This window comes from Capnocytophaga sp. oral taxon 324 str. F0483, from assembly GCF_000318315.2.
Taxonomy (GTDB): Bacteria; Bacteroidota; Bacteroidia; order Flavobacteriales; family Flavobacteriaceae; genus Capnocytophaga; species Capnocytophaga ochracea.
Window position 1 is genome coordinate 1 of the sequence record NZ_KB291523.1, and the last position, 12,947, is coordinate 12,947.

Annotated in this window: 12 protein-coding genes; 9 read left to right on the forward strand and 3 right to left on the reverse strand. The window is 41.2% G+C overall.

The window, feature by feature from the left end; translation table 11 throughout:
* Positions 1 to 283: 283 nt before the first annotated feature.
* From HMPREF9072_RS06500 to sufD, 9 genes are all read left to right on the forward strand, one after another.
* Positions 284 to 1,114 (forward strand): TerC family protein, encoded by an 831-nt coding sequence (locus HMPREF9072_RS06500; RefSeq protein ID WP_009410977.1) that lies wholly within the window; start codon positions 284 to 286, stop codon positions 1,112 to 1,114.
* 295 nt (positions 1,115 to 1,409) lie between these two features.
* Positions 1,410 to 2,102 carry an SMI1/KNR4 family protein gene (locus HMPREF9072_RS06505; RefSeq protein ID WP_009410978.1) on the forward strand — a complete coding sequence of 231 codons (693 nt, stop codon included), beginning with the start codon at positions 1,410 to 1,412 and terminating at the stop codon, positions 2,100 to 2,102.
* A gap of 11 nt (positions 2,103 to 2,113) precedes the next feature.
* On the forward strand, positions 2,114 to 2,638 hold the full coding sequence (locus HMPREF9072_RS06510) for a hypothetical protein (protein WP_009410979.1): 525 nt from the start codon (positions 2,114 to 2,116) through the stop codon (positions 2,636 to 2,638).
* A gap of 24 nt (positions 2,639 to 2,662) precedes the next feature.
* Positions 2,663 to 3,448 carry an SDR family NAD(P)-dependent oxidoreductase gene (locus tag HMPREF9072_RS06515; RefSeq protein ID WP_009410980.1) on the forward strand — a complete coding sequence of 262 codons (786 nt, stop codon included), beginning with the start codon at positions 2,663 to 2,665 and terminating at the stop codon, positions 3,446 to 3,448.
* Between the two features lie 56 nt (positions 3,449 to 3,504).
* On the forward strand, positions 3,505 to 3,921 hold the full coding sequence (locus HMPREF9072_RS06520; RefSeq protein ID WP_083475893.1) for an EamA family transporter: 417 nt from the start codon (positions 3,505 to 3,507) through the stop codon (positions 3,919 to 3,921).
* A gap of 214 nt (positions 3,922 to 4,135) precedes the next feature.
* Complete coding sequence (locus tag HMPREF9072_RS06525; protein ID WP_009410982.1) at positions 4,136 to 5,071, forward strand: hypothetical protein; 936 nt, start codon at positions 4,136 to 4,138, stop codon at positions 5,069 to 5,071.
* A gap of 165 nt (positions 5,072 to 5,236) precedes the next feature.
* Complete coding sequence (locus HMPREF9072_RS06530; RefSeq protein ID WP_009410983.1) at positions 5,237 to 6,178, forward strand: hypothetical protein; 942 nt, start codon at positions 5,237 to 5,239, stop codon at positions 6,176 to 6,178.
* A gap of 56 nt (positions 6,179 to 6,234) precedes the next feature.
* Positions 6,235 to 6,975, forward strand: a complete 741-nt coding sequence (gene sufC, locus HMPREF9072_RS06535) for a Fe-S cluster assembly ATPase SufC (RefSeq protein ID WP_002675160.1) — start codon at positions 6,235 to 6,237, stop codon at positions 6,973 to 6,975.
* A gap of 12 nt (positions 6,976 to 6,987) precedes the next feature.
* The gene (sufD, locus tag HMPREF9072_RS06540) at positions 6,988 to 8,289 is read left to right on the forward strand and encodes a Fe-S cluster assembly protein SufD (protein WP_009410984.1); all 1,302 of its coding nucleotides are present in this window, start codon (positions 6,988 to 6,990) and stop codon (positions 8,287 to 8,289) included.
* An 84-nt stretch (positions 8,290 to 8,373) separates the two neighbouring features.
* Here sufD and purB read toward each other — a convergent pair whose 3' ends face one another.
* From purB to HMPREF9072_RS06555, 3 genes are all read right to left on the reverse strand, one after another.
* Positions 8,374 to 9,705 (reverse strand): adenylosuccinate lyase, encoded by a 1,332-nt coding sequence (gene purB, locus HMPREF9072_RS06545; protein WP_009410985.1) that lies wholly within the window; start codon positions 9,703 to 9,705, stop codon positions 8,374 to 8,376.
* A 46-nt stretch (positions 9,706 to 9,751) separates the two neighbouring features.
* Positions 9,752 to 10,873: a hypothetical protein gene (locus HMPREF9072_RS06550; RefSeq protein WP_009410986.1), complete on the reverse strand. Its 1,122-nt coding sequence runs from the start codon at positions 10,871 to 10,873 to the stop codon at positions 9,752 to 9,754.
* 154 nt (positions 10,874 to 11,027) lie between these two features.
* On the reverse strand, positions 11,028 to 12,890 hold the full coding sequence (locus tag HMPREF9072_RS06555) for a M1 family metallopeptidase (protein WP_009410988.1): 1,863 nt from the start codon (positions 12,888 to 12,890) through the stop codon (positions 11,028 to 11,030).
* Positions 12,891 to 12,947 lie beyond the last annotated feature (57 nt).

Genomic DNA, 12,947 nt, shown 5'->3' on the forward strand with positions numbered 1-12,947 from the left:
AGGAGATAACATCCCCCTTTACACATACTCCGCTTTCGCGGACTTCCTTCAAAGGGGGAATATAGCGACGGAAAAGGGAGGAAGTGTGACGGGAAAGAGAATTAGAAAATTAGAAAATTTGGAAATCAGCAAATTTGTGGGAGGAGTTTAGGGGGAGTATGGGGACGGGAAACTTTTCTCATAATTAAGGTGTAATTGAATAAGAATTTTATTATTTTGGGCTTTGGGTTGTATTCATATTCAATTTTTGATTTATCTTTGCGTTTTAAAAACTAAGTATAAAATGGATTTTCTTTTTACTGCTGATGCCCTTGTGGCGCTTATTACTCTTACGTTCCTCGAAATTGTATTGGGGATTGATAACGTGATATTTATCTCTATCGTTACGGGGAAGCTGCCCGAACATCAACGTAAGCGCGCTACACGCTTAGGGCTTTTCTTGGCGATGTTTTTGCGCATTGCTCTTTTATTGGGCATTTCGTTTCTGATTAGGTTGAAAGACCCGCTTATCAGCCTTGACTGGGGGTGGTTTTCAGCTCATTTTAACGGGCAGGCTCTCATACTGCTTGCGGGGGGTATCTTCCTGCTCTATAAATCGACTAAGGAAATTCACGCGAAAGTGAATCATATAGAACACGTTACACAATCGGATAACCCTAAGGGGCGACAACATGCTTCTTTCGGGGGAACTATTGTACAAATACTGCTGATAGACCTTATTTTCTCGATGGATAGTATTCTTACGGCGGTGGGAATGACCAGCGGGCTGACAGGGGCGATTTATATAATGATTACAGCGGTAGTGCTTTCGGTGGGCATAATGATGCTTTTTGCGAACCCTGTGGGCAACTTTGTAAACCGCAATCCTTCGATTCAGATATTGGCACTTTCGTTCTTGATACTCATTGGTTTTATGCTTATTACTGAGAGTATGCACCTATCGGAAGCAGTATTGGCAGGGCAAACGGTGGGCGCTGTGCCTAAGGGATACTTGTACTTTGCGATAGCGTTTTCGTTAGGGGTAGAGTTTCTGAATATGAGAATGAGGAAGGCTTCACCTCCAGCCTCTCTCCCAAGTAGTGGCGAGCAAAGTGAAAAAGAGGTAGAAAAATGATGAATGGTTAGTGATGAATGGTTAATGATTAATGATAAGAGGAAGCGTATGTTGCTCACGCTATAGAAATTCGATAAAAAAATAAGCAAAAATAAAGGCTTTGTCTTTTTAGAGTCAAACAAAAATAGATTGTAAATGAATGGGCTTATCTCTTAGAGGACGATTTGCCAATCGCCCCTACGCACACCGAAAAGGCGAGTGATTATAAGGTAATCAACTTTTACAAAGGTCGTAACAAGACAGGGTACGAGCCACACGGGTAGATAGAAACTTTAGTAAAGTACAAGGTATTAATATGGAAAACATCAAAAAACTATACAATTTAATGCCTAAGGACTGCAAAGGGTTTTCGGAAGGGGAACTATCAAAAGCTGAAAAGCGCTTGAACATCACCTTGCCTCAAATGTTCCGAGCGTATTACTTACAGTTAGGGGCTACGAAAAGCGTAAACCAGTCGTTTAACAGTTTAGCAACGCCCCAGCAGTTATACTTTGCAGGGGATTACCTTTGTTTTTGTGAAGAAAACCAAGGGGTGGTAATGTGGGCAATTCGCAAAGAGGATTTGACAATCTCTAACCCTCCAGTTTGGGGAAATTACGGCTCAGAAACCGACCCAGATTGGGTATTAGAAACTCAAACACTCTCCGACTTTTGGCTGTACATAGCTATTTACAACGGTGTGATGGGAGGCTTGCGTTACAATGCTAATGCAATGGGCGGTTGGAAAATGGAAGACTTTGAAGTACCCACAGGAGCAGTTGCCCATATAGAAAAACAATATACCGAACTTACCTCTCTCAGTTGGGAAGGACAACGCACCTTTACCGATGAAGATTTTAAGCTTGTGATAACACTCTCTATACACCGAGATACTGGAAAACCCACAGCTATCTTTATAGGGACTACCCAAAAAGCTCTTTTTGATAAACTATTAAATGATTTAGGAAGTTATGGTCTGCAATGGGATTACACTTCGTATGATGATTAAAATTAACGAAAATGAAAAACCTTAGAAAAGAACTACGCCCCGATTTTGCAACCGCAGAAAGGTTATACCCCCTCGTGCTCAAACGCCTGCAAGACTACGAAGCCTTTTGGGATACTCAAAGTGAAGACACTCCCGAAGAAGTGTTTGACAAAGAATACAAGGCGATGGAGCAATACCTCAGTGAGCTCACCGGTAAAGACCTTTCCAACACTTGGCTGTGGGAATGGTGGGAAAGCAATGGCATTGAAGTCTTTGCCTTTGATTTGGCTATGCCTGACCCTGTAAAACACAACAACCTCACCCAAGAGGACATTGCAGCTTTTGTGCGTATCATCATAAACAATGAATTTGAGTGCGAAAACGATTTTCAACGGGAGTTTATGCCTTATATGTTTTACAGCGATGGCTACTTCTTTCAGTTTTTAGCACTCAACTGTCCGCACTTTGACCCTACTGTGTTCAATACCACAAAAGATAAAGAGGGTAAGTATCACCAACCTACTGTAGAAGGGGTAATGAAAAAGATATGGAGATAACCTAACACTTAAATATCTAAACAAATGGAACTAAATCGTATCAAAGGAAAAATAGCTTTCATCTCGGGTGCCAGTAGTGGGATAGGTAAGGCGGTAGCCGAAAAGTTGGCACAAATGGGCGTCAATTTGATTCTCTGCGCTCGTCGGACTGAGATATTGGCGGAACTGAAAGCCCAACTCGAAAAAGAACACGCTGTGGAGGTTATAACCTTAGCTTTCGACGTGAGAAACTATCAAGAGGTGGCGAAAAATATCCAGTCCTTACCCGAAAAATGGCGACAAATAGATATACTCATCAACAATGCAGGGTTAGCTATCGGACTGCAACACCTCTATACTTACGCCATAGAAGATATAGACCAGATGATTGACACCAACATCAAAGGGTTTACCTATATTGCCAATAGTGTGATTCCGCTAATGATTGCCACCGACAAGGTGGGGACGATAGTGAATGTAGGGTCGGTAGCGGGTGAGATAGCTTACCCTAATGGCAGTATTTATTGTGCGACCAAGTTTGCCGTAAAAGCCCTAAGCGATGCGATGCGCATAGAGCTAATGGATAAAAAAATAAAGGTTACCAACGTAAAACCAGGGTTGGTAGAGACCAATTTCAGCAAGGTGCGTTTCAAAGGCGATGAGCAGAAAGCCGAGAACGTGTATAAGGGTATCACGCCCCTATATGCCGAAGATATAGCCGACACTATCGCCTATATCGTCAATCTGCCAGATAAAGTTCAAATCACCGATATTACTGTTACCCCGCTCCACCAAGCAGATGCCTTACATATTTATAAATTAGCAGATTAGATAATTTGCTAATTGCTAATTAGTAAATTATACTTACCTTTGTCACAAAATAACGTATGATGTGGTTCGTTTTTGCACTACTTTCGGCTATCTTTGCTGCTCTTACCGCTATTCTTGCCAAAATAGGCATTGAAGGGGTCAATTCTAATGTAGCGACCGCTATCCGCACAGTGGTAGTTGTGTTGCTGGCGTGGGCAATGGTTTTCATCACCCAAAGTCAGCATAATATTGCCCAGATAAGCCAGCGCAGTTGGGTCTTTCTTATCCTCTCAGGAGTTGCCACAGGGGCATCGTGGTTGTGCTATTACAAAGCCCTGCAAATGGGTGAAACCACCAAAGTTGTTTCGGTAGATAAACTAAGTATCGCCATCACCTTTGTTTTGGCTATTATCTTCCTACACGAGGACTTCACCCTTAAATCGGTGATAGGTGTCTCACTCATTACCATAGGTACCTTAGTGATGATATGGTGAGAGTAGGAACGAAACGCCACTAGCAGGGCGGGCTAAATTTCCCCATAGAGAGGTTTTTAAAGAAATTAGGTTATTTACGATAGGTATAGGGTGTCTGTACCACACCTAAACCACGTATGTGGCACGAATATAAGGAGGAGATAGGAGAAATATTTTTTGTTCGTTACGCCAAAAAAGACTACCTTTGCTCCCTAATTTAATTAAAAAAACCGTTATGAGAAAGCTGTTAATTTTAGCAAGCCTTGCTCTCATTGGAGTTGCTTGCCACAAAAGTGATGATGACAATAACAATAATAACAATAAAAAAACTCCTGACCCGTGGGAAGAAAAGACATTATTGCCTACTAAGTACATCATAGAGCGTTCAAAGGATGATATCTCCGAAATGGTTTACACCATAGAGGACGGATTTATTAAGGAAGCAAGAGAGTTTAAAACCTATCGTTCAAAGCGAAAGGAAGTCAAACATTTGATTATTAAGCCTCTAAAGGGTAAGAAACTTCCTGCCAGGATAGATATTGATAAAGACGGTATAGCTCAAGGAGTTGTAGAATTTAGTTTCAATGACCAAGACCAAGTTACTGAAATTAGAAAAAGTAGAATAGGAAAGCATCCTATGTCTATTACTTTTGGCTACAAAGAAGGAAAACTAAGTGAATTTTCTCCTTCAATCGTTTACAAAATTACCTACCCAGAGGCCCATACTGTGGTGGCAACGAGTGCTTCTGGACACGACAGAAAAACCTATACTTTTAGTCCAGAAGGCAACTTGATAAAGAAAGTAAAAGATAAACTCAATGATGGAGGAGAAGTTTTTCTTAGAGAGACCTTTCAATATGAGTATGACCTGCAGAAGAAAAACCCCAAGAGAGACTTGCAAATACAACTTGTCACGTTAGCAAACACTCCTTTAGATAAGTACATCTTTTATGAGCTTTATGAAGCCACTAATAGCAAAAACCTTGTAGTAAAACAAACTAAACTAACCCAACTACCAAAAGACCCTAACAACCCCAGCTTAGGACTTACTACAGGCACTCCATATTTAACTGAATATAAAAATGAAGCTAATAACCCGCAAGGTTACGCTACTAAAATTACCGAAGTGATGATGGGAAATGATAGTACTATTGAAAAATATGAGTACTAATACAAGCTGTATCATACTTTATAGCTGGAAGAGAAGTGTCACTAATTTCACAGAAGATATTTTGTGTGTTTGCCCTAAATGCAGATACTGAGCTTTTTTATCTCATTTTTTGTCCGTTACACCAAAAAAGACTATCTTTGCTCCCTAATTTAATAAAAAATCGTTATGAGAAAACTGTTAATCTTAGCAAGTCTTGCTCTCATTGGAGTTGCTTGCTGCAAAAGTGATGATGACAATAACAATAATAGCAATAACAAAGCTCCTGACCCTTGGGAAGAAAAGGTTATATTACCTACTAAGTACATCATAGAATATTCAGCAGATAGTTCCACCGAAATGGTTTACACCCTAGAGGATGGTTTTATTAAAGAAGCAAAAGAGTACGAAATTTCTGGATCAGAACGAAAGGAGGTCAAACATTTGATTATTAAACCCCTAAAAGGTAAGAAGCTTCCTGCCAGAATAGATATTGATAAAGACGGTATAGCTCAAGAAGTTGTAGAATTTAGCTTTAATGACCAAGACCAAGTTACTGAAATTAAAAAAAGTGAATTAGGAAAGTTTTCTATGTCTATTACTTTTGACTACAAAGATGGGAAGCTAAGTAAATTTGCCCCTATCCCTTCAGTAGTTTACAATCTTACCTACCCAGACGCCCATACTGTGGTGGCAACGGGTGATTCTGGATACGACACATATATCTATACTTTTAGTCCAGAAGGCAACTTGATAAAGAAAGTATACGATAATCTCACAAACGGAGTAGTTTCTTTTAGAAAGACCTATCTATATGAGTATGACTTACAGAAGAAAAACCCCAAGAGAAACTTGCAAATACAACTTATCACGTTAGCAAACACTCCTTTAGAAAATTACACCTTTTATGAGCTTTATGAAGCCACTAATAGCAAAAATCTTGTAGTGAAAGTATTCGAACGAACCCAACAACTAGAAGACTCTAACAACCCTAGCTTAGGACTTATTAAAGGTAGCCCATACTTAAGTACAGAATATAAAAATGAAGCTAATAACCCGCAAGGTTACGCTACTAAAATTACCAAAGTGACGGACGGAAATGATGGTACTATTGAGAAATATGAGTACTAATACAAGTGTATCATACTTTATAGTTAGAAGAGAAGTATCACTAAACTCAATTAAGAATGTTAATAATAAAAAATCTCCACGCAGGTGTGGACGGCAAAGAAATCCTTAAAGGAATTGACTTAGAAATAAAAGCAGGCGAAGTACACGCCATTATGGGACCTAATGGAGCAGGCAAATCTACCCTTTCGGCGGTGATTGCGGGTAACGAAAACTTTGAGGTAACAGAGGGTGATATCCTCCTCAATGGCGAAAGTCTGTTAGAAGATGCCCCCGAAGAGCGCGCACATAAAGGCATTTTTATGTCTTTCCAATACCCAGTGGAAATCCCTGGAATATCAGTAACCAACTTCATCAAAACTGCTATTAACGAGAGTCGCAAGGCACAAGGATTACCCGATATGCCTGCTGCTGAACTTCTCAAAAAAATACGCGAAAAAGCCGCCCTTCTAGAAATCAATCCTGACTTCCTTTCGCGTTCCCTTAACCAAGGTTTTTCGGGCGGTGAGAAGAAACGCAACGAAATCTTCCAAATGGCAATGCTCGAACCTAAAATTGCTATTTTAGACGAGACCGACTCTGGTCTTGATATCGACGCCCTACGCATTGTAGCTAATGGGGTGAATAAACTCAAAAACGAAAACAATGCGGTGCTTGTTATCACCCATTACCAACGCCTTTTAGACTACATCGTCCCCGATTACGTACACGTGCTTTCCGACGGTAAAATCGTAAAAACAGGCGACAAAAACCTCGCCTTAGAATTGGAAGCAAAAGGCTATGATTGGCTGAAAGGATAAGCAAATTAGACTATGAATTTAAAAGACAAATGGGTAGCTACTTTTGAGCAGTTCCCACATAAAGGCGATATATTAAAAGACATTCGCAAAGAAGCCCTTAGTTTCTTTGCCGAAAAAGGTTTTCCACATAAGAAAGTAGAAGCGTGGAAATACACCTCTCTCTCTAACCTCCAAGCTACTGATTACAGCTTGTGGCAACCTATTCACAATAAAACAACCCTCTCTCCCGAAGTGTTACACAAGTACGCTATCTCGGATTGTTATCAGCTTGTGTTTGTTAACGGCTATTACTGCCCCGAAATGTCGAGCAAAGAGCTCATAGGCGTTACTGTTACACCTCTATTAGAAGCATTACACAAGGGCGGAGAGACGTTTATCAAAAAATACTTCAACACCAATACCGAAAAAGGCGATATATTCACAGCCCTCAACACGGCTTTTGCCTCAGAAGGGATATATATAGAAGTACCTAAGGGGAAAGTGGTAAATAAACCCATACAGTTGCTGTATTTCAACGACAGAAAAGAAACCACTTGCTACCAGCCGCGCAATATTATTGCAGTGGGTGAGAATGCACAGCTCAAAGTCATTGAAGTTTACCAAAACTTATCGGATACTGCTACGGCAATCCTTACCAATGCGGTAACCGAAGTGTTTGTAGCCAAAGATGCTTTCCTTGATTATTACAAATTGCAAAACGATAGCCTGACGGCTTCCCTTATCGATAACACCTATATTTCGCAAGAGGCAAACAGCCACGCCAGCGTGCATACCTTCTCGTTTGGTGGGACACTCACTCGCAACAACCTCAATTTCTATCACCAGGGTGAGCATTTAGAATCTACCCTCAAAGGGTTGAGCATTTTGCAAGGCACACAACACACCGACCATTATACGCTAGTGAACCACGCATATCCTAACTGTGAGAGTCATCAAGATTATAAGAGTATCGTAAGTGATGAAGCCACCAATGTGTTCAACGGTAAGATAATGGTGGAGCAAATCGCCCAGAAAACGAATGCTTATCAGCAGAATGACAATATTCTCCTCTCCGATAAGGCAACCGTATACACCAAGCCCCAGCTCGAAATCTTTGCCGATGATGTGAAGTGCTCACACGGCTGTACCGTAGGTTCTCTCAGCGCAGACTCTTTATTCTATTTGCAAACACGTGGGATAGGCAAAAAAGAAGCGGCTGCCTTACTCACCTATGCTTTTGCAAATACCGTATTGGAGAGCGTAAGCATTCCAGCCCTTTCGGAGTATATCAATCGTATTATTGCTGAGAAGTTAGGGGTAACCGTAGATTTTTAATATGTGAAGTATTAATAAAAAAGAAAAGCCTACTTGAAATTTCAAGTAGGCTTTTCTTTTTTATTGGATATTGTGACTGTTGTTTTAAACTCCTGTGTAGTTCTCGGGCGTTATAACTTTTAGTTCTGCCTTTACATCTTCATTTACTTCCAAGGTATCGATAAAACTGCTAATAGTCTCGGCAGTGATAGCGGTATTGGTGCGCGTGAGGGCTTTGAGGGCTTCATAGGGGTTAGGATAGCCTTCACGACGCAAAATCGTTTGGATAGCTTCGGCTACTACTGCCCAATGGTCTTGCAAGTCTTCGCGGATTTTATCTTCATTTAAAAGAAGTTTATTGAGCCCTTTGAGGGTAGATTGCAGGGCTATGAGTATATGACCAAAAGGCACCCCTACATTGCGCAATACTGTACTATCGGTGAGGTCGCGTTGTAGACGGGAAATAGGTAATTTCGATGATAAATGCTCTAAAAGAGCATTGGCAATGCCTAAATTACCTTCGGAGTTTTCAAAATCAATAGGGTTTACTTTATGAGGCATAGCTGAAGAGCCTACCTCGCCAGCTTTTATCTGTTGCTTGAAGTAATCCATAGAGATATACGTCCAAACATCGCGATTTAAATCGATGAGAATCGTATTGATGCGTTTGAGAGCATCGAAAAGAGCGGCTAAATGGTCGTAATGCTCAATTTGAGTAGTGGGAAAAGAATGGTGCAAGCCTAATATTTCCTCTACAAAGCGAGTGCCGAAAGCCTTCCAATCGATATTAGGATAGGCTACTTTATGAGCGTTGTAGTTACCGGTAGCTCCCCCAAATTTGGCAGCATAAGGCACTGCTATAAGGGTTTGTAACTGCTGTTCTATACGAACGACAAACACCTCGAACTCCTTGCCTAAACGCGTAGGGGACGCCGGCTGACCGTGAGTGCGCGCCAGTAGAGGGACATCTTTCCATTGGGTTACTAAACTTCTCAGTTTGCTGAGCAATTGCTCCAAAGCAGGCAAATACACTTGTTGTACAGCTTCCTTGATGCTAAGTGGAATAGCAGTATTGTTGATATCCTGAGAGGTGAGACCAAAGTGGATAAACTCCTTGTATTTTTCTAATTGCAATTTATCAAAAGCCTCTTTAATGAAATATTCAACCGCTTTTACATCGTGATTGGTAGTTTGCTCTATTTCTTTTACTTTTAGAGCTTCTTTTTCTGAGAATTTTTGATAGAGTTTTCTAAGGTTGGTATATCTTTCCTTAGGAAAATTGGCGAGTTGAGGCAAGGGGAGTTCGCATAGAGCGATAAAGTACTCTACTTCCACTTGCACACGATAACGAATGAGAGCCATTTCGGAGAAGAAAGGCACAAGGGAGGTCGTTTTATCGGCATAACGACCATCGATAGGGGAAATTGCGGTTAACATAATTTTAAATTAGCAAATTAGCAGATTAGAAAATTAGAAAATTGTCTCATTGCTTAGTGTGTAACAATCTTGTGAGTTTAATAGCTAAATCGGTGAAAATAACTTTGCCATTGCCATTGCGCTCTACGTGTAACTGGGCTTCTTCGAGGAGGTTATGTATTGCCTCGATATTACCGCCGTGAATAAAAGGGGCAAATTTAGCAAGTTGGAAAGTAGGGTCGGCGAATTGTATATACACCAAATTAGAGGCGGTATAGTTCAGTAGGAACGCCTGACGGAATACCTCAGCGCAATACTGCAAAAACTGTTTTTGCGCCTCCCGCCCTACGGTATTGATTTCGTCACTCCACTGCAAGAGTCCTTGTATAGAGGCTTTGTTACCACGTGCGCGGTAGGCTGTGCGCACCCACGCAATAAACCAACGCTCAAAAATGGCTTCTTCGCTTTCTTTGTTGTTCATCAGTTGGAGGGCTTTGTTGAAGTTTCCTTGAGCGCGTAGAGCTATTTTGGTCGCTTCGGCATCAGCTAAACCACGTTCTACGAGGGCTTCTTTGATAGCATTCTCACTTAGGGGCGGGAAACGCAGGATTTGGCAACGAGATTTGATAGTGTCTAATAGGGCATTTTCATCTTCTACCACCAAGAGAAAGACTGTTTTATCGGCGGGTTCTTCGAGGAGTTTGAGGAGCTTGTTAGAGGCTTCGGCATTCATCTTCTCTGCCATCCAGATAATCATTACCTTATAACCACCTTCAAATGATTTCAGTGCTAATTTATTGGTAATCTCTTTAGCCTCATTTACCCCTATGTTGGCTTGTTTTTTCTCTATACCAAGAAACACGAGCCAATCAAAAAGGGAACCATAAGGCTGTTCTTTTACAAAAGCGCGCCATTCGTCCATAAAGAGAGCACTAATAGGGTCTTTTTTCACCTTGTCATTAATAGCTGTGGGGAAAGCAAAATGAAGGTCGGGGTGAGCGAGTTGGGCGCATTGAGCCTTTGCCTTGGGGTTATCGTGCGAAAGAATGAGAGTTGCGTAGGCGATTGCCATTGGCAGAGCGCCTTGTCCTTCGCCTGCCACAAATAATTGAGCGTGTGGAATGCGACCTGCTTCCACACTGGCTTGCAAATAGTTCTTTATTGTATCGTATCCTAAAATATTGTCCATTGTTTAGGTGTTAGATGTTAGGAGTTAGTATATACTGATTTTAATAAAGCAAAGGTAATAAAAATAATACTGTTTAAAAAGTCTCCAAAACAACAAATGGAAGAGGGCAAAGAGCAAATTATAAAATCCTAAAAAGATAATAACAGTATACATTCTATTTCTTATAAATATTATTCTCCCTATTGATATCTACACTTCTGTTATTAGGGTCTAATACTATACTCTGGATATTGTTCAATGGCATATCGAGTTCAAAAGTGTAGGTAAGGTTACCCCAACCCCAAGCAGGAACTACCGTACGGGGATAATTAGGGTAAGTGTTTGGTTTTTCGCCGTAAGTCATTCGCAAGGGCACATATACGTATTGGGTTTTACCAGCTTTATCGGTTACAAAAAGGTCGATAGAAAGAGGCAGGCGTTCTAAGCGTTTGAGGGTAATTGCCGTTTTATTTCCTTTGGCTTCTACCTTGTCGATAGCGTAATCGGCTACGTGGTCAGTTTGCATAAACTCATTGAGGAACCATTGCAATTGCATTCCTGATACTTTTTCGGCTATGCGAATAAAATCATTGGGGGTTGGATTCTTGAAAGCATATTCTCGGTAGTAGCGTTTGAGAGTTTTCATCAGTGCTTCGTTACCCATTAGATAATCTAACTGAGTGAGGAAGAGCTGTCCTTTGTAGTAAGCGGCAATACTATAAGCGTAGTTCGTCGCATAACGGTCGGAATGAGTGATGGTAGGTTCTTGTAACCCCGATTTTACTAAGTTTAGGTAGCCATTGTAGGCTTTAGTAAAGGGATAGTTGGTTGTAGGAATGAGGTGCAACACTTGTTGTTCGGCAAGTGTTTGGATATAGGAGGTAAACCCTTCGTCCATCCACGGATAAGCTGCCTCATCGGTAGCTAAGAGGTGTTGAAACCAAGCGTGAGCCAGTTCGTGGGTGGCGGTGCCTACTAAACTCTCATATTTCTTACCGCCTTCCATAAGGGTACACATTGCATACTCCATACCACCATCGCCTCCTTGAATGAAAGAGTATTGAGGCCAAGGATATTTGCCTATAAGCGTATTGAAATAATCGAATACTTTGAGCATATCGGGCTGGATACGCTTCCAATTCTCTGGATATTTTTTATAGAAGAAGTGTATGGTTTTACCGTCGGTGAGAGTGTGCTTATCGTGAGTAAACTGAGGGTCGGCAGCCCAAGTGAAATCGTGTACACGTTCGGCTACAAAGTGCCACGTTTTGGTTTTAGCTTTGGTTTGGGGTATTTTTACGCCCTTATCTTCATAACCACAGCCCATTTCGTTAGGATTTTGCAACACGCCTGAACCTGCTACCACATAGGTTTTGTCGAGGGTGATTTTTACATCGAAGTTACCCCAAACGCCGTAGAACTCACGACCTAAGTATTCGGTAGTATGCCAACCTTGATGATCGTAAGCTACCATTTTAGGGTACCATTGTGCCATTGAAAGCGCTACGCCATCGGGGTTATTACGACCTGCACGACGTATCATTACGGGCGCTTGACCTTCAAAGGTCATATCGAGTACTGTTTTGCTGTGAGGTAGAATAGGGGTGGGGAGGGTTACTTTTAGGATTGTACTTTCGTGAGAGAAGGTAGCTTTTTGTCCGTCCTGACTCATAGCCGTAATGCGCAATAGTCCGATTTCAGAAGGTGAGAGTTTGGCTATACGACTCTGGTAAATGGGGTTTTTATCGGTGCCGAGATTGTTAACCATACGTCTATCGGGGTCGGGGATGGATTGCAGTTTGCTATCCATTTCGCTATTTGGCTGAAAAGCGTTGAAATAGAGGTGGTAGAATACCACGCTCAGAGTATCGGGAGAGTTATTGGTATACGTGAGTTTTTGGGTGCCTTTATACTGAAAGTTTTTTACGTCCATCGTTACGTTCATTTGGTAATCAGCTTGTTGTTGCCAAGGGTTATCTTGGGCTATTGCATTCAGCGTAAAAGCGAAAACAGAGAGTGCTAAGAGTATTTTTCTCATTATTATATTCTATTGATAGTTATTGAAAGTGCAAAGGTACGAAGTAATTAGCAAATG

What these genes read in the sequence shown, in the direction of transcription:
- HMPREF9072_RS06525 (WP_009410982.1), top strand. Translation starts at nt 4,136, where the DNA reads ATGAGAAAGCTGTTAATTTTAGCAAGCCTTGCTCTCATTGGAGTTGCT.
- HMPREF9072_RS06550 (WP_009410986.1), bottom strand. Translation starts at nt 10,873, where the DNA reads ATGGACAATATTTTAGGATACGATACAATAAAGAACTATTTGCAAGCC.
- HMPREF9072_RS06510 (WP_009410979.1), top strand. Translation starts at nt 2,114, where the DNA reads ATGAAAAACCTTAGAAAAGAACTACGCCCCGATTTTGCAACCGCAGAA.
- HMPREF9072_RS06500 (WP_009410977.1), top strand. Translation starts at nt 284, where the DNA reads ATGGATTTTCTTTTTACTGCTGATGCCCTTGTGGCGCTTATTACTCTT.
- HMPREF9072_RS06520 (WP_083475893.1), top strand. Translation starts at nt 3,505, where the DNA reads ATGATGTGGTTCGTTTTTGCACTACTTTCGGCTATCTTTGCTGCTCTT.
- purB (WP_009410985.1), bottom strand. Translation starts at nt 9,705, where the DNA reads ATGTTAACCGCAATTTCCCCTATCGATGGTCGTTATGCCGATAAAACG.
- HMPREF9072_RS06505 (WP_009410978.1), top strand. Translation starts at nt 1,410, where the DNA reads ATGGAAAACATCAAAAAACTATACAATTTAATGCCTAAGGACTGCAAA.
- HMPREF9072_RS06530 (WP_009410983.1), top strand. Translation starts at nt 5,237, where the DNA reads ATGAGAAAACTGTTAATCTTAGCAAGTCTTGCTCTCATTGGAGTTGCT.
- sufC (WP_002675160.1), top strand. Translation starts at nt 6,235, where the DNA reads ATGTTAATAATAAAAAATCTCCACGCAGGTGTGGACGGCAAAGAAATC.
- HMPREF9072_RS06515 (WP_009410980.1), top strand. Translation starts at nt 2,663, where the DNA reads ATGGAACTAAATCGTATCAAAGGAAAAATAGCTTTCATCTCGGGTGCC.
- sufD (WP_009410984.1), top strand. Translation starts at nt 6,988, where the DNA reads ATGAATTTAAAAGACAAATGGGTAGCTACTTTTGAGCAGTTCCCACAT.
- HMPREF9072_RS06555 (WP_009410988.1), bottom strand. Translation starts at nt 12,890, where the DNA reads ATGAGAAAAATACTCTTAGCACTCTCTGTTTTCGCTTTTACGCTGAAT.